General features: G+C 73.4%; 20 protein-coding genes. 15 read left to right on the top strand and 5 right to left on the bottom strand.

From position 1 onward, the window contains the following. The first annotated feature begins 86 nt into the window (after positions 1 to 86). From ACFWGN_RS02400 to ACFWGN_RS02390, 3 genes are all read left to right on the top strand, one after another. Entirely contained in the window at positions 87 to 287 is a 201-nt protein-coding gene (locus ACFWGN_RS02400) for a hypothetical protein (RefSeq protein WP_377615529.1), read from the top strand. A 12-nt stretch (positions 288 to 299) separates the two neighbouring features. Then, entirely contained in the window at positions 300 to 932 is a 633-nt protein-coding gene (locus ACFWGN_RS02395) for a uridine kinase (protein WP_377615528.1), read from the top strand. Between the two features lie 194 nt (positions 933 to 1,126). After that, positions 1,127 to 1,651 (top strand): hemerythrin domain-containing protein, encoded by a 525-nt coding sequence (locus ACFWGN_RS02390; protein WP_377615527.1) that lies wholly within the window; start codon positions 1,127 to 1,129, stop codon positions 1,649 to 1,651. 69 nt (positions 1,652 to 1,720) lie between these two features. Here the strand turns inward: ACFWGN_RS02390 and ACFWGN_RS02385 are convergent, their stop codons facing one another. Continuing rightward, entirely contained in the window at positions 1,721 to 2,455 is a 735-nt protein-coding gene (locus ACFWGN_RS02385; protein ID WP_377615526.1) for a DUF4097 family beta strand repeat-containing protein, read from the bottom strand. Between the two features lie 346 nt (positions 2,456 to 2,801). Here ACFWGN_RS02385 and ACFWGN_RS02380 point away from each other — a divergent pair, with 346 nt between their 5' ends. From ACFWGN_RS02380 to ACFWGN_RS02360, 5 genes are all read left to right on the top strand, one after another. Continuing rightward, positions 2,802 to 4,040: an ROK family protein gene (locus ACFWGN_RS02380; RefSeq protein WP_377615525.1), complete on the top strand. Its 1,239-nt coding sequence runs from the start codon at positions 2,802 to 2,804 to the stop codon at positions 4,038 to 4,040. Further along, positions 4,024 to 5,016 (top strand): polysaccharide deacetylase family protein, encoded by a 993-nt coding sequence (locus ACFWGN_RS02375; RefSeq protein ID WP_377615524.1) that lies wholly within the window; start codon positions 4,024 to 4,026, stop codon positions 5,014 to 5,016. Before ACFWGN_RS02380 ends, ACFWGN_RS02375 begins: the two co-directional genes overlap by 17 nt. After that, complete coding sequence (locus tag ACFWGN_RS02370; protein WP_377615523.1) at positions 5,013 to 6,413, top strand: MFS transporter; 1,401 nt, start codon at positions 5,013 to 5,015, stop codon at positions 6,411 to 6,413. Before ACFWGN_RS02375 ends, ACFWGN_RS02370 begins: the two co-directional genes overlap by 4 nt. A gap of 144 nt (positions 6,414 to 6,557) precedes the next feature. Further along, positions 6,558 to 7,373, top strand: coding sequence for a hydrolase (locus ACFWGN_RS02365; protein ID WP_377615522.1), 816 nt, complete (start codon positions 6,558 to 6,560; stop codon positions 7,371 to 7,373). A 77-nt stretch (positions 7,374 to 7,450) separates the two neighbouring features. Beyond that, positions 7,451 to 8,248, top strand: coding sequence for a class I SAM-dependent methyltransferase (locus ACFWGN_RS02360; RefSeq protein ID WP_377615521.1), 798 nt, complete (start codon positions 7,451 to 7,453; stop codon positions 8,246 to 8,248). A gap of 16 nt (positions 8,249 to 8,264) precedes the next feature. Here the strand turns inward: ACFWGN_RS02360 and ACFWGN_RS02355 are convergent, their stop codons facing one another. After that, positions 8,265 to 9,281, bottom strand: a complete 1,017-nt coding sequence (locus tag ACFWGN_RS02355; protein WP_377615520.1) for a zinc-binding dehydrogenase — start codon at positions 9,279 to 9,281, stop codon at positions 8,265 to 8,267. 90 nt (positions 9,282 to 9,371) lie between these two features. Here ACFWGN_RS02355 and ACFWGN_RS02350 point away from each other — a divergent pair, with 90 nt between their 5' ends. Both ACFWGN_RS02350 and ACFWGN_RS02345 read left to right on the top strand, forming a co-directional pair. Next, positions 9,372 to 10,310, top strand: a complete 939-nt coding sequence (locus ACFWGN_RS02350; protein ID WP_377615519.1) for a LacI family DNA-binding transcriptional regulator — start codon at positions 9,372 to 9,374, stop codon at positions 10,308 to 10,310. A gap of 103 nt (positions 10,311 to 10,413) precedes the next feature. Next, positions 10,414 to 11,052, top strand: coding sequence for an SRPBCC family protein (locus tag ACFWGN_RS02345; RefSeq protein ID WP_377615518.1), 639 nt, complete (start codon positions 10,414 to 10,416; stop codon positions 11,050 to 11,052). A 103-nt stretch (positions 11,053 to 11,155) separates the two neighbouring features. Here the strand turns inward: ACFWGN_RS02345 and ACFWGN_RS02340 are convergent, their stop codons facing one another. Further along, complete coding sequence (locus ACFWGN_RS02340) at positions 11,156 to 11,962, bottom strand: hypothetical protein (protein WP_377615517.1); 807 nt, start codon at positions 11,960 to 11,962, stop codon at positions 11,156 to 11,158. 165 nt (positions 11,963 to 12,127) lie between these two features. On the opposite strand from ACFWGN_RS02340, the gene arfB reads away from it, so the two are divergent. After that, on the top strand, positions 12,128 to 12,565 hold the full coding sequence (arfB, locus tag ACFWGN_RS02335) for an alternative ribosome rescue aminoacyl-tRNA hydrolase ArfB (protein ID WP_377615516.1): 438 nt from the start codon (positions 12,128 to 12,130) through the stop codon (positions 12,563 to 12,565). A 139-nt stretch (positions 12,566 to 12,704) separates the two neighbouring features. Here the strand turns inward: arfB and ACFWGN_RS02330 are convergent, their stop codons facing one another. After that, positions 12,705 to 13,514 carry an LppX_LprAFG lipoprotein gene (locus ACFWGN_RS02330; protein WP_377615515.1) on the bottom strand — a complete coding sequence of 270 codons (810 nt, stop codon included), beginning with the start codon at positions 13,512 to 13,514 and terminating at the stop codon, positions 12,705 to 12,707. Between the two features lie 265 nt (positions 13,515 to 13,779). On the opposite strand from ACFWGN_RS02330, the gene ACFWGN_RS02325 reads away from it, so the two are divergent. The 3 genes from ACFWGN_RS02325 to ACFWGN_RS02315 all read left to right on the top strand — a co-directional run bounded on the left by ACFWGN_RS02325 (position 13,780) and on the right by ACFWGN_RS02315 (position 15,796). Next, positions 13,780 to 14,601, top strand: coding sequence for a mechanosensitive ion channel family protein (locus ACFWGN_RS02325; RefSeq protein WP_377615514.1), 822 nt, complete (start codon positions 13,780 to 13,782; stop codon positions 14,599 to 14,601). A 72-nt stretch (positions 14,602 to 14,673) separates the two neighbouring features. Further along, a complete protein-coding gene (locus tag ACFWGN_RS02320) occupies positions 14,674 to 15,624 on the top strand; it encodes a zinc-binding alcohol dehydrogenase family protein (RefSeq protein WP_377615513.1) in 951 nt (316 codons plus the stop codon). A 13-nt stretch (positions 15,625 to 15,637) separates the two neighbouring features. Beyond that, a complete protein-coding gene (locus ACFWGN_RS02315; RefSeq protein ID WP_377615512.1) occupies positions 15,638 to 15,796 on the top strand; it encodes a hypothetical protein in 159 nt (52 codons plus the stop codon). A gap of 76 nt (positions 15,797 to 15,872) precedes the next feature. Here ACFWGN_RS02315 and ACFWGN_RS02310 read toward each other — a convergent pair whose 3' ends face one another. After that, on the bottom strand, positions 15,873 to 16,766 hold the full coding sequence (locus ACFWGN_RS02310) for a pentapeptide repeat-containing protein (protein WP_377615511.1): 894 nt from the start codon (positions 16,764 to 16,766) through the stop codon (positions 15,873 to 15,875). A gap of 183 nt (positions 16,767 to 16,949) precedes the next feature. Between ACFWGN_RS02310 and ACFWGN_RS02305 the strand changes: the two genes are divergently transcribed. After that, complete coding sequence (locus ACFWGN_RS02305) at positions 16,950 to 17,870, top strand: histone-like nucleoid-structuring protein Lsr2 (protein WP_377615510.1); 921 nt, start codon at positions 16,950 to 16,952, stop codon at positions 17,868 to 17,870. The last annotated feature ends 28 nt before the right edge of the window (positions 17,871 to 17,898 follow it).

Below are 17,898 nucleotides of genomic sequence, written 5' to 3'. Positions count from 1 at the left end.
TCGCAGATGAACGGTGGGCGACGGCGCCGCGCGCTGCTCGCCGTCATGGTCGTGTGTCGACCCGCGCCCGTTGGTAGGTTCGACGCGTGGATCCGTCTCCTGCGTCGGCGCTCGCCGTCCTGTCCGCGCTCGCGGCCGACCTGCCGGAGGCGCCCGGCGAGCGTGACCTCGGACCGGTCGCGGAGGCCGTCTTTGCGGCGGCCGAGGCCGGTGCCTCCCCGGACCAGATCGCCGTCGCCGGGCGGCTGTCCGTCCGCTGGGTCCTCGGGCTGCTCGCGACGTCGTGACATCCTGACCCGATGCGCGTCGAGCCTGTCGGTCCTGAGGTCCTCGTCGCCCGGGTCGCCGCGCTCGTCGCGGAGCGGCCGCGCGAGGTGGGCGCGGTGCGTGTCCTGGTCGACGGGCACCCCTCGACGCACCCGGAGGCGCTCGCGGACCAGCTCGTCGAACCCTTGCGCGTCGCGGGCCGCCCGACGGCGCGCGTCGCCGTCCGCGACTTCCTGCGGCCTGCGTCGGTGCGGCTCGAGCACGGGCACGAGGACCCGGACTCCCTGCTCGACGAGTGGATCGACGTCGGTGCGCTGAACCGGGAGGTGCTGTCCGCCGTCGGGCCTGCTGGGGAGGGGCGCTACCTGCCGAGCCTGCGCGACCCCGTGACGTCGCGCTCGACGCGCGCCGACTACGTCGAGGCGCCCCCGGGGCTGGTCGTGCTGCTCGACGGTTCGCTGTCGCTCGGGCGCGGGCTCGACGTCGACGTGACCGTCCACCTCGCGCTCCAGGACGCGACGGTCGCGCGCCGCACGCAGCCCGCGGACGCCTGGACGCTGCCCGCGTACGCGCGGTACCGGGCGGAGACAGCGCCGGAGCGCATCGCGGACGTGGTCGTGCGCGTCGACGACGCGCGCCGCCCCGCGTGGGTCACGCGGGCGTGAGCCGTGCTGCGGAGGGGGAGCCGCGCCGTCGGGCAGGAAGGGCCTCGCCCGGCCCGACGGCGTCACGCACCCCGCGCGCGAGCCTCCGGGTAGGGTCTGGGCAGCGTCGCGTGCCGGTGGCAGACCGTGTCAGGCATGGAGGCGCCGGACACGAAGGAGCCCGACGATGACCACGTCGACCCCTTCGCCCTCACGTGACTGAGGGCGACAAGTACCACCTCGCCGAGACGCCGGAGCTCGTCGGGAAGACCGAACCTCTCGAGACGACCCGGCTCGTCGCCTGGAGCCGCGAGCTGCGCTCGGTGCACGAGCGGCTGCGCGAGGCGCTGCGCGTGACCCGTGCCGCGCTCGACGACGGCGAGCCCGCCGCACCCGCGACGCGTGACCTGCTGCTGTTCTGCCACGGCTTCTGCACCGCGCTGACGGGGCACCACGAGGGCGAGGACCGCGAGCTGTTCCCCGCGATCGCGGCCGCGCTCCCCGAGCTGGTCGGGACGCTGCGGAACCTGAGGCAGGACCACTCGATGATCGCGCACCTGCTGGGCGGCCTGACGGCGGCGGTCGACCAGGCGGCGACGCCGGTCGAGCTCGAGCGTCACCTCGAGGGGGTCGCCGCGATCATGGAGTCCCACTTCCGCTACGAGGAACGCATGCTCCTGGCGGTGCTCGACACCCTGGTCCTCGACGCGGACGTGCGCGAGGTGCTGGGTCCGCTCTGAGCGGTGGTCGTCCCGGGGCCGGCACGGGCCGGCCCGGTCCGCTCCGGGACGACCACCCGGCCCGGAACCTCAGCCCTGGGCGACCGTGACGCGCCCGTTCGACGACTCCGCGACGAGGTGGTGCTCGGCGTCGGGGTCGTCCGGCACGGAGACGTCGGTGCCGCCCAGGTCCGTCGTCGCGCTGACCCGGTAGCTCCCCTCGGGAACCGTGAGGCGCACCGCGCCGTTGTCGGTCGTCGCGCGCACGTCCTGCGGGGTCGAGAGCGTGAGCTCGATCGACCCGTTGGAGGTCTCGACGTCGACGCCCTCGGTGCCGCCCAGCCCGGTCCCGGCGATCTTCCCGTTCGAGGTCCGCGCGAGGACCTTGGCGTCGATCCCGGCGAGCGTGACGGACCCGTTGCTCGTCCGGACGTCGACCGCACCGGTCCGGTCCAGCTCGATGCTCCCGTGCGACGTCTCGCCCGTGACGGGCAGCCCCGCGGGCAGGTCCACGGTGTAGCTCGCCGAGCAGTGCCGCCCGCAGCCCGCGAGCACCAGGACGCCGTCCTCGACGCGGTGCGTGTCGTGCGCGGGGTACTCGCCCACGAAGTCGACGGTGCGTTCGATCGACAGGCCGGTCGCGGGGTCGGAGCCACGGAGCGTGACCGACCCGGCCTCGAGGTCGATGCGGACCGCCGTGATCCCTGCGTCCTCGGTGTAGGTGTCGGTGGCCGACGAGCGGGGTCCGAACCCGCACGCCCCGAGGGCGAGGGCCGCGACGGCGACGAGCCCTGCCGTGGCGAGTCGTCGGTGAGTGGCCTGCATGTCGTGCCCCTGTCGTCGAGCGTCGTGTCGGTCGGAGGCCGGCTGCCCGCCGGCGGGAGATCTGCTCGGTGGGCCCCACCCCCCAGCGGGGCCCACCACGATCGAGGCTAGGCCGCCGGGCGCAACGAGGACATCGGGCATTCCCCCCATCTCCGGCTCGGGGTTCACCCCGAGAGCCGCGGAAAACCGGGCGAGACGGTCGGAGCGCCCGGGTCGGCGGCCGTACTGGGACGACCGTCCCGGCTCGACGCGCGCCCGAAACACCCCCGATGTACTCTCGCTCGGTAGGTAACCTTCCGACCTACTCATGTCCCAGGGGAACGACCGTCAACGGAGAGCGGTAGACATGCTTCTTGCAGGAGACCAACGACTGCTCCGGGAGATCAACGCCCGGGCCGTCCTCGATGTGCTCGACGCCCACGACACGCTCGGCAGACCCGAGATCGTCGCAGCCACGGGCCTGTCCAAGACCACCGTGGCCCACACGCTGCGCACGTTCGTCGAGCAGGGCGTCGTCGAGGAGGCGGGCCTCGACCACGAGCGCCGCGGCCCGGCGGCCACGCTCTACCGGGTCGACCCGGAGCACGGGTACGCGCTCGCGGTCGACATCGGTCACGTCCGCGTCCGGGTCGCACTGATCGACCTCGTCGGTCGCGTCCGCGCTCGCGCCGAGCAGCCGCTGTCCGCCAAGGACCCCGCGGCCCGCGCGAACGTCGTCGAGAAGCTCGCCGCCCACTGCGTCGCCGCGGTGAGCCACGACGCGGGGACCGCGTCCGTCGCGATCCGGTGCGCCGTCGTCGGGCTCCCCGCGATCGTGGACCTCGACCACGCCATGGTGCGCCGCGTCCCCGGCCTCGAGAAGGGCGGGCCCTCGCTGCACGCCGCCCTCGAGGAAGGCCTCGGCTGCCCCGTCCTGCTCGAGAACGACGTCAACCTCGCCGCGATCGCCGAGCAGCGCTCGGGCGCGGGCAAGGACCTGAGCTCGTTCGTCCTGCTGCGCCTCGGGATCGGGGTCGGCGCCGGGATCGTCATCGACGGCAAGCTCTACCGCGGCGCGTCCGGCGGTGCCGGCGAGGTCGCGTTCATGCCTCAACCAGGCCGCGCGCTCGGCGCGGAGAGCATCGGCGCCGCGTCCCTCGCGACGTCCGCGCGGGACGCAGGCCTGCCCGCCGACCTCGCACCGCACGAGGTCCTCGACCTCGCGGCGGGCGGCGACGAGCGCGCGGTCGCGGTCGTCGAGGAGCTCTCGGGACGCCTCGCCGTGCTGATCGCCTCGATCTCGCTCCTGCTCGAGCCGCAGAAGATCTTCCTCGCAGGCGTGGCCTCCGAGGAGGCGGTCCTGCAGCGCGTCCAGGCGTACCTCGCGGACAGGGTCGGCATCCTGCCGATCGTCGTCGAGCCCAGCACGGTCGCGGCCGACGCGGTCCTGCTCGGCGCGGCCGCCCTCGCGCGGGACACGCTCCGCGACCAGGCCTTCTCGGCCGCGGTCCGCCACGCGGCCGAGTCGGGCGACGTGCCCGACGACGCCGCGCACCCCGACACCGACCCCACCTCCCAGGAACCCGACGATGCCCGCACCTTCTGACCTCGTCGCCCGGCTCGGCCTCCCGCCGGGCTCGCGGGCGCTCATCCTCAACGCCGACGACTTCGGGATGTGCCGGGCCGCGAACCGCGCGATCACCGAGCTGCTCGTCGACGGCCACCTGGACTCGACGACCCTCATGGTGCCGTGCCCGTGGGCCCCCGAGGCGCTCGCGTTCGCGGCGAGCCGCACCGACCTGGACCTCGGCGTCCACCTGGTGCTCACGAGCGAGTGGACGAGCTACCGTTGGCGCCCCCTGACGGGCGTCGGGACCACGCTCGTGGACGCGGCCGGGTACTTCCCGGGCGACTGCCGGACGGTCGAGGAGCAGGCGAGCGACGCGGACGTCGCGGCCGAGCTCGCCGCCCAGCTCGACGCGGCGCTCGCGGCCGGCATGGACGTCACGCACCTCGACAACCACATGGGGTCGGTCTACGGCGTGGAGACAGGACGCACGTTCCTGCCGCAGGTCTTCGAGCTCGCGGCGCGCCACGGGCTGCCGTTCCGTCTCCCGCGCACGATCGGCGGCATGGGCATGCCCGACGCCTACCAGGAGGTGCTCGACCAGGCCACGGCCGCGGCCGACGCCGCGGGGGTCGTGATCCTCGACCACCTGCTGACGCACCCGTTCGAGCTGCTGGGTGAGGGCACCGCGGAGGAGGAGGACTACGCCTCGATGAAGGCCGCGTTCCTCGACCTGGTGCGCGCGACCGAGCCCGGGGTGACCGAGTTCTTCCTGCACCCCATGCTCGACGACGACGAGCTGGGCGACGTCGCGAACTTCGCGGTCGCCAAGCGCGGGTTCGAGCGCAGGCTCCTGGCCGACCCCGACGTCGCGGAGGTGCTCGCCGAGGAGGGGATCGTGCGCGTGGGCTGGCGCGACCTGCGCGACGTGCAGCGGGGGCTGCCGCCCCGGGCGCGCGACGCCTCGGGCGCGCCGGCCGCACGGGTGGGCGACGCCGTCGGGGGTGCGCGATGAGCGCCCTGACCACGCTGCGCGACCGCCGACTGACCGGGCTGCCCACGCGCGCGCAGACGCTCGCCTACGGCGCCTCGGCGTTCCCCGCGAACCTCATGGCGCAGACGTTCTCCGCGTTCGTCGTGTTCTTCTACGTGGACCACCTCAAGCTCCCCGCGGGCTGGGTCGCGGGCGCGATGGTCGCCCACGGCATCCTCAACGCGGTCCTCAACCCGCTCGTCGGCGCGGCCTCCGACCGTCACCGCACGCGCTGGGGGCGGCGCGTCCCGTGGATCGGCCTGGGGATCATCCCGCTCGTCGCGGCGTTCTCGCTCGTGTGGATGCCGCCGGACCTGAGCGCGCAGGGCCTGCTGGTCTGGTTCCTCGTCGTGGTCGCGGTGTACGACGTCGCGTACGTCGTTGTCGTCCTCAACACCTCGGCGCTGTTCCCGGAGATCTTCCGCACGACGGCGGAGCGCGCCCGGGGCAACACGCCCCGCCAGATCTTCGGTCTGGTCGGGATGATCCTGGGGACCGCGGCCGCGCCGCTGCTCTACGGGTCGGCGCTCGGGTGGGTCGGTATGGCGCTCGTGCTCGGCGCCCTGTGCCTCGGGTTCTACCTGTGGTCGCTCGTGGGGATGGTCGAGCGCCCCGTCGACGAGGCCGCGGTCAAGGCGCGCGAGGCCGCGCTGCCCCTCAAGGACCAGCTCCGGTACACGTTCGCGAACAGGGCGTTCGTGACGTACGTGCTGGGGTCGCTGCTGCTGCAGTCGACGACCGCGATCCTGCTGGCCTCGGTGCCGTTCTACGTGCGCTACGTGCTCGGCGGGGCCGAGGCCGACGCGACGCTCGTGCTCGCGCCCATCTTCGTGGCCGCGATCCCGGCGATCGTCGGCTGGTCGTGGGTCGTGCGCAAGGTGGGGCCGCGCAGCGCTCTGCTGTGGTCGGTCGCGGTGTACGGCGTGGCCGTGGGGCTCTTCATGGTCCCTGGCTCGCTGCCGGGAGCGATGGCCGTCGCGGCCCTCGTGGGCATCGGGGTCGCGGGCATGCTGCAGCTCCTCGAGGTCGCGCTGGGCCAGGTGATCGACGACGACGAGCGTCGCACCGGGCTGCGCCGCGAGGGCATGTACTTCGGGGTCAACGGGTTCGTGGTGCGCGGGTCGGTCATCGTCCAGGCCGTCGTCATCGCGGTGGTGCTCACGACGTCCGGATACGACGCCGACCTGTCGGTCGCCGCCCAGCCCGAGACCGTGTCGACCGGCATCCGCGTGCTCATGGGCGGCGTGCCGTTCGTCGTGGCGGGCCTCGCGTGGCTCTGCTTCTGGGCGTACCCGCTGCGCGGGCAGGACGTGCCGCCGGCCGGGGGCACGGCGGCCGACGGCGACGAGCCGCGCGATGCCGAGGTGCTGAGCCGCTGAACCCGTGAGGCCCTGTCGGAGCCGCCCCGGACCACGACCCGGGCGGCTCCGGCGACCTGCCTTGCCCGTGTCGGTGGCCGGGTGTCTCATGGGTCTCGCTCGCTCCGGCAACCTGCTGGACCGACGACGGAGAGGACGACCCCGATGACGTGGTGGATCTGCCGGACGTGCGCCGTGGAGCACGCCGAACGCCCCGAGGTGTGCGCGATCTGCGCCGACGAGCGCCAGTGGGTGCCCGCGGCCGGCCAGGTGTGGACGACGCTCGACGACCTCGCGGCCGAGGGCCACGAGGTCGCGGTGACCGAGCTCGAACCTGACCTCTTCGCGCTCGCGGGGCACCCGGGCGTGGGGATCGGGCAGGAGTCCAAGATCGTCCGGACCCCGGCCGGGATGCTGCTGTGGGACCCGATCGGGTATGTCGACGACGAGGCCGTGCGGCGGGTCCGTGAGCTGGGCGAGGTCGTGGCGGTCGTCGCGAGCCATCCGCACATGTTCGGCGTCCAGGTCGAGTGGAGCCGCGCACTCGGCGGTGTGCCGGTCCTCGTCGCGGAGGCCGACGCGGGATGGGTCGCACGCCCCGACCCGGTGATCGAGACCTGGTCGGGGGACCGTGAGGTCCTGCCGGGCGTGACCCTGAGCCAGCCGGGCGGGCACTTCCCCGGCAGCGCGGTCGTCCACTGGGCTGCGGGAGCGGAGGGACGCGGGGTCCTGCTCAGCGGGGACACGATCTTCGCCAACCCCGACCGGACCTCGGTCAGCTTCATGCGCAGCTATCCGAACCGCATCCCGCTGTCCGGAGCGGTCGTGGACAGGGTCGCGACCCACGTCGAGCGCTTCGCGTTCGACCGCCTCTACAACAACTTCGAGGGCGTGATCCCGGTCGATGCGCGCGCGGTCGTGCGCCGCTCGGCCGACCGGCACGCGGCCTGGGTGCGCGGGGACTTCGACCACCTCACGTGACGGTGCCGGTGCGTGTCGGCGAAGACCGGGGCCCGGGGACCCTGGACAGCGTCGGTGCTCCCCGCGAGGATGACCGCGTGACCCACCCCGCGCTGGACCCCGCGATCCTCGACTTCTACTCCGACCGCTACCAGGAGGACGCGCGGCTCCACCGCACGGCCCACGGACGCCTCGAGCTGCTGCGCACGCGCGAGCTCCTCGAGCGGTTCTTCCCGGTGGCCCCGGCGCGCGTCGTCGACGTCGGTGGGGCCACGGGCGTGCACGCGCGCTGGCTCGTCGAGGTCGGCCACACGGTCGATCTGATCGACCCCGTGCCCTCGCACGTGGCCCAGGCGGGCGAGATCCCGGGAGTCCGGGCGCAGGTCGGCGACGCGCGGGCGCTGCCCTTCGCCGACGCGTCGGCCGACGTCGTGCTCCTGCTCGGCCCGCTCTACCACCTGACCGAGGGCCCCGACCGGGCGCTCGCGCTGCGGGAGGCGGCGCGCGTCGCGCGGCCCGGGGGCCTCGTGGTCGCGGCGGCCATCAGCCGCTACGCGGGCCTGCTCGAGCTCGCGGCCCTGGGGGAGGTCTCCGCCGAGAACGAGCCCTCGCTGCGCAGGGCCCTCGAGACCGGCCTGCACGACCCGCGCTCGAGCTTCACGACCGCGTACTTCCACCACCCCGAGGAGCTCGCGGGAGAGCTCGCGGACGCGGGCCTCGGGGAGGTCACGGTCTACGGGGTCGAGGGGCCCAGCGCGCCCGCGCTCGACAACCTGCCGCTCGACCAGGCCGAGCTGCTGCTCGGGTCCGCGATCCGGGCGGCCCGCCTGCTCGAGACCGACCCGGCCATGATCTCCGCGAGCCCCCACTTCCTCGCGTTCGGCCGGGTGGTCTGAGCAGGCCCGCTCGCGTTCAGTCGAAGGTGACGACCACCTTGTCGGCCGCTCCCGGAGTCCTCGCGAGCTCGAGTGCGTCGAGCGCGTCCTCGAACGGGAGCGTGTCGCTGACGATGAGTGCGTACTTCTCCCAGTTCTCGACGATGTCGTCGGTCACCTCGAAGATCTCCGTCGGGTAGGCGACGGACCAGACGATGGTGAGCTCGGTCGCCAGCAGGCTCGGGAAGTCGAGCTCGACCGGCTTCTTGTGCACCGCGACGATCCCGAGCGTCGCGCCCTGCTTGACGAGCCCGACGATCGTCTGCACGACCGAGGGGACGCCGGCTGCGTCCAGGAAGATGTCGGTCCCGGCACGGACGCCTCGGACGAGCCCGCTCGCGCCGTCGCCGTGGAGCTCCACCAGGCGCGCGGCGACGTCTTCCTCGGCCGAGTTGATGACCGCGTCGGCGCCGATCTGGAGCGCCTTCTCCAGGCGTGAGGGGACGATGTCGACCACGACGACGTGGCTCGCCCCGCGGCGCCGGTAGCCGAGCAGCGCACCGAGGCCGATCGGTCCGGCGCCGAAGATGACGACCTTGTCCCCGGGCTGCGGCTGCGTCTGGTTGACGGCGTGGTACGCGACGGCCATGGGCTCGTTCAGGGCAGCGACGTGCCACGGGACGTGCTTCGGGACGACCTTGAGCTGCTTGCCCGGTGCGAACTCCTTCACGACGACGTACTCGGAGAGTGCTCCTTGCTCGCCCCCGGATCCCAGCAGCCCGTCCACGAAGGCGGTCGTGTCGATCACCACGTGGTCGCCGACCTCGATCCCGGTCACCTCGGCGCCGATCTCGGCGACCTCGGCCGCCGGTTCGTGCCCGAGCGGCGTCGCGCCCTGACGGGGCGGGATCCCTCCGACGTGCGTGTAGAACGCGTCGGATCCGCAGATGCCGCACGCCCTGATCCTCAGCAGGACGTCGCGGGGGCCGGCGACCGGCTTCTCGACCTCTACCCAGTCGGCGGTGTCGGGACCTGTGACGTGGACGGACTTCATGACGATCTCCTCGGTGCTTTCGTTGTGCTCTCGCGAGCCTCTTCGCACGCTAACCACTAAATCGAGTTAGTTCAAGCTACGCTTGGCCTCATGCCAGGAGCGAGCCGAGCACGAGCGACCCTGAAGGACGTCGCCCGAGCGAGCGGCGTGTCGCCCGCGACCGTGAGCTTCGTGCTCAACGAGACCCCTGGGCAGACCATCTCGCCGGAGACCCAGGACAAGGTCCGCGCCGCGGCGCGACAGCTCGGCTACACCCCCCACCGCATCGCGCGCGCCCTGAGGGAGGGCGCGACGCGGACGGTGCTCCTCAACGTCGCGGGTCTGCCGTCGGGCCACAGTCTCGAGAGCTTCGTCATCGGCCTCGACGACGAGCTCCGATCCCTCGATCACACCCTGCTCGTGACGCATCGTCGCGACGGTGCGGCCCTGCCTGCCGAGATCGTCGACGCGGTGTCCCCCCGAGCCGTCCTCGACCTCGGCGCGCTGTACTACGGGGGTGACGACACCGGCTGGGAAGGAGGATGGTCCACCGGGCTCGCAGCGCACGGCCTCGCCCAGATCCGTCATCTCGCCGCGCAGGGCCACCGCGAGATCGCCCTCGCGCTTCCCGGCGTCGGCGTCGATGCGCGCTTCGTGCAGATCCGCCTCGAGCACGCCCGTGAGGCTGCGGCCTCGTCGGGGCTGCCCGCGCCGGCCGAGGTGTGGCTCGCCGACAGGGCCGAGGCGCCAGGCGAGCTGGCCGCCTTGCGTCGCCACCATCCCGGGGTGACGGCGATCGCCGCGTTCAGCGACGACGTCGCGCTCGTCGTGCTCGGTTCGCTCGCCGACCTGGGGGTCCGGGTTCCGGAGGACATGGCCGTCATCGGGTTCGACGAGGGCCGTCACGGTGCCCTCTGGCGTCCGACCCTCACCACGGTACGCATCGACGCCGAGGCCCACGGTCGTCGTGCCGCCCGCGCCGTGCTCGGGCGCGAGCCGCACACGGAGCCTCCCGCGCCCTCCGTGATCGTGCGGCGGGAGTCGGCCTAGCCCTCCACGCTCACCCTTGTGCAATTCGTCACAAGCTCCCACGGTAGCGCCCGGAGATGGGACGATCGAGACAGATCGAGGTCCCGCACCGGAGGAGGACGCCATGAGACCGCTCGTCAGAAGGACGGTCGCGACAGCGGCCGTGCTCGGGGCCCTGCTCCTGACCCGGCGTCTGACCATGACCTGGGGGACGAGGGACGGCGAACCGTCCGACGTGCTCCCGGGCGACGAGATCGTCCCGCAGGCCGAGGTCGTCGCGACCCGGGCGGTCAGCATCGACGCACCACCGCGCGAGGTGTGGCGCTGGCTCGTCCAGCTCGGTCAGGGCCGGGGTGGCTTCTACAGCTACGAGTGGCTCGAGAACCTCGTCGGCTGCGACATCCAGAACGCCGACCGGATCGACCCGCAGTGGCAGCGCCTCGCGGTGGGGGACGACGTCCGGCTGCACCCCGACCTCGGGCTGCGCGTCGCCGCGATGGTCCCCGAGCATCACCTGGTCTTGCGCGGTGCCGTCCCGGTCGGCGCGTCCGCCCCGCCGTACGACTTCAGCTGGTCCTTCGTGCTGCGCCCGGGACCGGGCGGCGGCACGCGCCTGGTCGTGCGCGAGCGCTACGGCTACACGCGCTGGTGGGCGGGCGCGATCGTCGAACCGGTCCAGCCCGTGAGCTTCGTCATGAGCGCCCGCATGCTGCGCGGGATCCGTGACCGTGCCGAGGGGCGCGTGGGCGCGGCGAGCGCCTGAGGCGAGCGGCGCCGTCGGGCGGGAGGCCCTGCGCGACGACGACGGCGCTCGCGTCGTGCGTCCCCTCGCCCCGGCCGACCGGCGAGGGCGAGGGGACGACGGATCAGAAGACCTGCTCTGCCGACACCTGCTCGGGGGCCGGCGCGACCACCGCAGGAGCCGTTCCCCAGGCCGTGTAGGCGATCTCCAGGTTCTGCGCACCGACGATCGTGACGTGCTTGCGCATCAGGTCGTCCGCACCGACCCAGAGCTGGACGGTCATGGTCGTGGGCAGGACGCCGTCGTCGCCGACGATGATCTCCTGGGCGGCCGTGTCGAGCTTCGTGACGTCCACGGTGAGGGCGTAGGGCTGGGTCTCGACACCGTCGACGACCACGGGGTCACCGCTCTTCTCGAGGCCGGTGATCCCGGGCGCGAGCGAGACGAGGCTCTGCGTGGGGTCGAGCGCGGCGGCGATCAGTCCCAGGGGAGCGGTCTCGCTCGCAGGGTCGGCGATGTCGATCGTGTTGAACAGGTTGCCGCTCGCCTCGCCCGCGCCCACGTAGTAGGTGGCGGCGACCCGACGGACGTCGATCTGGATGGTGTCCGGCACGTCGTACACGAGCCGGACGTCCTGCGTACCGTCGAGGAAGGCGACGTCGGCGGTGAGCCCGACCAGGAGGTCGTCCATCGTGACCGCCGTCGACAGCGACACGCTGCCCGCAGCGCGGTGCGCGGCCGTGAGGCGTTCGACCACGTTCTCGGTCGTGAGCTCGTTCGACACCTCCTCGGTCGGCGTGGGGTCCGGGGTGGACGCGGGGGTGCTCGCGGACGGGCTGGCGACGGGCTCCGTGTCGCCCGAGCACGCGCCGAGGGTGAGGGTCATGACCGACGCGAGCGAGAGTGCGGCGAGGCCGCGGGACAGATGCACGATGGTGCTCCTAGCTTGTGCTGGGTGGGGGCCGACGGTGGCACCCGGGCCACATCGTAGGGCTGGCACACGCGTCCAGGAAGTTGCGCTCGGAAGGGGCGGTCGAGGCGGCCGGCCCCTCCTGTCCGCTGTGGACCGGACCGCCCGAGCCGGGATGATGGTCTCGTGTCCACCACCCCGCACCGAGGTCTCGCCGTGAGCCCTGCCCTGACGATCCCCGAGGGCGAGCTCGCCTGGCGCTTCTCGCGTGCCTCGGGCCCGGGGGGACAGGGAGTCAACACCACGGACTCGCGGGTCGAGCTCTCGTGGGACGTCGCCGCATCGGTCGTCCTGAGCGATTCTCAGCGCGCGCGGCTGCTCGAACGCCTGGACAAGCGGCTCGTCGGGGGCGTCCTCACCGTGGTGGCGTCCGAGCACCGCGAACAGCTCCGCAACCGTGCGGCCGCACGCACCCGTCTCGCGGCGCTCGTCGCCGAGGGCCTCGCCCCGCCCGCGCGCCAGCGGCGGGCGACGCGTCCCACGCGCGGCTCGCAAGAGCGACGCCTCACGGCGAAGAAGCAGCGCACCACGACCAAGCAGATGCGTCGCCGCCCCACGGACTGACCGGCCCGACGGCGCCACGCACCCCGAACGGCGAGCTCACGCGCGCGAGTCACGGGACAGCACGACGGCGGTGCGCGGCCGGGGAGGCCGGCGCACCGCCGTCGGGTCGGAGGCCCGAGGCCTCAGGAGGACGCTCGGATCAGAAGAGCGGCTCGGTCGAGATCTCGTCGGCCGACGGGGCGACGACCTCGAGGTCCTCACCCCAGTTGGAGAACGTCATCTCCATGCTCGTGCCCATGACGTCCATGACGACCTTGCGCATGAGGTCGTCCGCGTCGATCCAGTACTGGTAGGTCAGGGTCTCGGGGAGGGCTGTGCCCGCGGCGTCCGCCTGCTCCTTGATCGAACCCGTGAGCTTGGTCGTGTCGACCACGACCGTGTACTGCTGGGCCTTAACGCCGTCGATGTCGACCAGCTCGCCCTCCTTCTCGACACTCGTGATCGCGCCCTCGAGCGCCTCGACGCTCGCCGCGGGGTCCATCTGCTCGGTCAGGCCCTCGAACGACGAGGCCATGGGGTTGGACTCGTCCGCAGGGTCGATCGCGACGAACTTGTTCTGGCTGAGCTCGCCCATGTTCATGTAGAAGATGCCGTCGACGAACCGGACCTGCATCTCGCCCGAGCCGGGCACCGTCATGGTCATGGCGAGGTTCTGCGACCCGTCCGTGAAGACGATGTCGCCCGTCATGTCCATGCTCGTGCCCTGGACCTCGGTCGTGGTCGCCATCGAGACGCTGCCGGCCGCGATCTGCGCGTCGGTGATGCGCTGGACGAAGTTCTCGGCCGTGAGGTCCGACGAGGCCTTCTCGGCAGGAGCCTTGTCCGACTCGGACGAGGCGGAGACGGAGGACGACGAGGCGGGCGCGTCCGTGCCGGACGAGCAGGCGGCGAGGCCGAGGACCCCGACGGAGGCGACGGACAGGACGGCGATACCGCGGACGAGACGCACGAAGAAGGCTCCCTCAAGGGTGGTGGGGTGGTGTGGCGTGGGGCCACCTCTCCACTCTCCGTGGTGGGCGGACGTTGCGCAATGGGGAGTTGTCCCCCGGAGGGATGATCTTTGCCGTCGGACCCTCCGCCCTGCGGACCGGGGCCGCAGGTCCCGGTCCGGATGCCGAGCCCCTCCCACGGTGCGAGCATCGACGTGGCGCGTGCCGCCGTCGGGCCCGGACCCCCCGGGCGGCCGCCGCGCACCGACGCCCGGGAGGAGCCACGTGATCGACACCGTGACGAGCTGGTTCTCCGGCAGCGACATCACCGGGTGGGACGTCCTGTTCGCGGCGCTCGCGGTGCTCGGCGCGTGGATCCTGTCGCGCCTGTCCCGCAAGGCGATCCTCGCGATCGGCGCCCGCACCAAGGGGCTGTCGCCGCAGGTCCTCGCCGTCGTGGCACGCGTGGTGCACTACTTCCTGCTCCTCGTGGGGATCGGGCTGGCCCTGGCGTTCCTGGGCTTCCGCACCGAACCGATCCTCGGCGCGGTGATCGTCGTCGTGATCGTCGCGGTCCTCGCGCTGCGGGGGATCGCGGACAACTTCGGGGCCGCGATCATCCTCCAGACCCGCATGCCCGTGCGCCTGGGCGACGAGATCGAGGCGATGGACTGGACGGGCGTCGTCAAGGAGCTCAACGGCCGGTCGGTCGTCATCCGCACGGTCGACGGGCGCGAGGTCCACCTGCCCAACGCCGCGGTGCTCGCGGGACCGCTCGTCAACCACTCGGTGCTCGGCGCGCGCCGAGCCACGGTCGAGGTGCGGCTCGGCGACGCCCTGCCCGACGAGGTCGCGACCACCGTCCTGCACGCGGTCGGCACGGCGCACGGCGTCCACAAGCGGCCCGCCCCGGAGTTCCTGACCGTCTCGGTCGAGCCTGCTCGCACGACCGTCCACGTCCGCTACTGGCACGCGCCCACGAACGAGCCGCACGTGACGTCGGCGGTCGTCGCGGCCATCGGCGAGGCGCTGCGCGACCGCCCCGGCGAGTGGGTCGTGACGGGCCAGGTACCGGCTCCGCCGCTCGTCCCGCCCGCGCCCGTCTGACGGGCGACCTGCTCGCTCCCGCCGACCGGCGGGCACCGACCGTCCGGCACGACCCGAGAGTGAGGACCCACCGTGCACGCCGCCCTCGTCACGTCGTTCGACCGGCCCCCGCAGTACACGGAAGTCCCGGACCCCGTGCCCGGACCGGGCGAGGTCCTGGTGCACGTCCTCGCCGCGGGCCTGCACCCGCGCGTCCGGTCGGGGGCCGCCGGCACCCACTACACGAGCGACGGCGTGCTGCCGCTCGTCCCCGGGTTCGACGGCGTGGGCCGCACCGACGCCGGCCGTCGGGTGTTCTTCGCGGGCCTCCATGCGCCGCGCGGCAGCATGGCCGAGCTCGTCGCCGTCCCCGAAGGGCGCCTCGTCGAGCTGCCGCCCGGTCTCGACGACGTCACGCTCGCGGCCGCCATGAACCCCGCGATGTCCGCATGGCTCGCACTGCGGCACCGCGCCGACCTGCAGCCCGGCGAGAGCGTCCTGGTCCTGGGGGCCACGGGCAACGCAGGGCGTCTGTCCGTCCAGCTCGCCCGGCACCTGGATGCCCGCCGCGTCGTGGGTGCGGGGCGGGACGCCACCTCGCTCGAGGTCGTGCGTCGCCTGGGGGCCGACGCGATCGTGCCGCTCACGGCCGACGACGTCGCCGAACGCCTCGCGCGCGAGGCCGCGGACGTCGACGTGGTCGTCGACTACGTGTGGGGAGCCCCGACCGAGCTGGCGCTCGCGGCCGTGACGGGTGCGCGCTCCGATCCCGCCCACCTCGTGCGCTGGGTCCACGTCGGCGCGACCGCAGGACCCACGATCACGCTGCCCGCGGCGACCCTGCGAAAGACGAACGTGCAGGTCAGCGGGAGCGGTCAGGGCTCGGTGTCGCCCGAGGGCATGGTCGCTGCGGTCACCGAGCTCGCGACGCTGCTGCCGCAGGTACGGCCCGCGGTCGACGTCGTCACGGTCCCGCTGCGCGAGGTCGCGGCGGCCTGGGAGGCGAGGACCGCGTCGGGCACGCGGCTCGTCCTGGTTCCCTGACGAAGGTGACGACGTGCGCGCAGAGGGCGCGGCTGCGCCGTCAGGCCGTCGGGCCGTCGGGGGTGGCCTGGCCTCGACCGGCGCGGACGGGGCGCCCGTGGCCCTGCTCGCGAGCCTCCTGATCGCGGCAGGCTACGTGCTGGTCCGCAGCACGCGAGGACGCCGGGTCTGACGGGAGCGGCGCCCCCGGTGAGGTGGCTCGCCGGGGGCGCCGCCGCGCCGTCGGACCGTCGTCCTGCCCGACGCCGTCACGCGCGCCGGGAGCGCGACCTCGTCACGCGCGGTGCGCCCCAGTGCGCCGGGCGCGTCAGGCCCGCAGGGAGCCGCGTGTCCGCGTCGCCCCTCGCTGCGTCGACCTGGACCTGGGTGAGGAAGAGCGCGTCGGTGAGGTCGGCCCCCGAGAGGTCCGCCCCGCGCAGGTCCGCCCCGACGAGGTCGGCGCTGCGCAGGTCCGCGCCCCGCAGGTCGGCCCCCACGAGCAGCGCGCCGCGCAGGCTCGCGCCCCGCAGGTCCGCGTCCGCCAACCGCCGCCCGATCAGGTCCGCACCCCGGCGGTCCGCTCGCTCGCCCCGCGGCTGGTGCACCGACCGGGCACGGGCCGCCTCGCTCGCGCGCACCAGGAGCGGGTTCACGCTGTCGCGCAGCGCGCCGAGGTCGAGGGCGAGCAGCTCGTCCGGTGAACCGGTCGAGAGGAGGTCGACCCGCTCGACGGCCGCAGCGACCTGCGCGGTCAGCGCGTCGTCGTGGCCCCGAGTCAGCGCCTGGGCCTCGGTGAGGTACCAGAGCAGCTCGTGGACGTGGCGCAGCACGGGCAGCAGCGCGAACATCGACGACCGCACCTCGGGGTGCTCGCGCCAGTCCTGGCCCGCGAAGGTCGAGCGCGAGATCTTCTGGCCCGCGCCGAAGCAGTCGTAGACCGTGCAGCCCACGAACCCGCGCTCGCGCAGCTCGGGGTGGATCCCGCAGGTGTGGTCGGGGCGCAGGTTCCGGCACGGGTCGCCCGCGTCCTTGTCGATCGGGAAGTCGGCCGAGCGCGTGAACGCCAGCGCCACGCAGCACAGCCCGAAGCAGCTCTCGCAGTCCGCGTGCAGGCCGAGGCGCTCGCGGTCGGCGGCGGCGGGGTGCGCGGTGGTGGGGGGCATGCGGCTCCTGGCGGGTTGCGGGGGACGTGGTCGATCGACGGTGCGGGGCGTGCTCGATCCAGTACATCGCGACCCGGGGGGCCGGGTCGAGCGAGTTGTCGAGACGCCGGGCCCGGAGGACATGGGCGCTCGCGGGGCCTTCGTCCGAGATGTGAAAGAGTTGACGCGCGCACATCGGTCGGTGTGGGCATCGTTCGCGGAGAGGTCGTCATGGGTCTGCTGAGCTGGTTCAAGGGTCGTCGGAAGAAGGCGGAGGACGCACCGGTGGTGAGCGTCGCGTCGCTGTTCGACGTCGCTCAGAAGACCCCCGACGCACCGGCCGTCGAGCCGGCACCTGTCGAGACGCGCGCTCCCGCTGCGGTCGCCGAGCCCGCGGCGACGCCGGTCGCCATCGCGGTCCTCGAGCGAGAGGAAGCCCCGAAGGCAGAGGCTGTCGTCGAGGTTGCCGAGGTTGCCGAGGTTGCCGAGGTCGCCGAGGCCGAGCCGGTGAAGCCGGTCGAGCCGACCACCGACGTCGCGGCCGAGCCTGCCGAGCCGGTTGCGGCCGTCGAGGTCGAGGAGGCGAAGCCCGCAGCGGCCGCGCCGGTCGACGAGGCGAAGCCCGCAGCGGCCGACGTTCTCGTCGAGCCCGAGGCCGACAAGTCGGCCGCGCCGGTCGATGAGTCCGCGCCCGCTGCGCCGATCGACGAGCCCGTCGCCGAGGTGGAGCCCAGCGAGGCCACCGAGGCCGACAATGCCGTCGTGGTGGCCGAGGTCGACGTGGTCGAAGAGGCTGCTGCCGCAGAGCCTGAGACTGCGCCCGAGTCGCCCGAGTCGCCCGAGTCGCCCGAGTCGCCCGAGTCGCCCGAGCAGGTCGCCGAGCCCGAGGCTGAGGTCGCCGAGGCGAAGCCCATTGCCGAGGCTGAGGTCCCCGAGGCGAAGCCCGCTGCCGAGCCGGCGCCCGCCACCGCTGCGGCGCCCAGGAGCACCGCCTACCTGCTGCCGGGCGAGACGACCGCGGCGATCCGCGCGTGGGCACTCGCGAACGGCCACACCGTGAGCCCCAAGGGCCGCCTGCCCAAGGCCGTCCTGACCGCCTACCGTGCGGCGAACGGCGAGAGCTGACGATCGCGCGCCGAGTGCGGAGCTCTTG

Origin of the sequence: Oerskovia sp. NPDC060338 (genome assembly GCF_042726295.1) — a bacterium.
Lineage (GTDB): Bacteria > Actinomycetota > Actinomycetes > Actinomycetales > Cellulomonadaceae > Oerskovia > Oerskovia merdavium.
The sequence above is the reverse complement of the archived record's forward strand: the minus strand, read 5'-3'. Positions and strand labels throughout refer to the sequence as shown.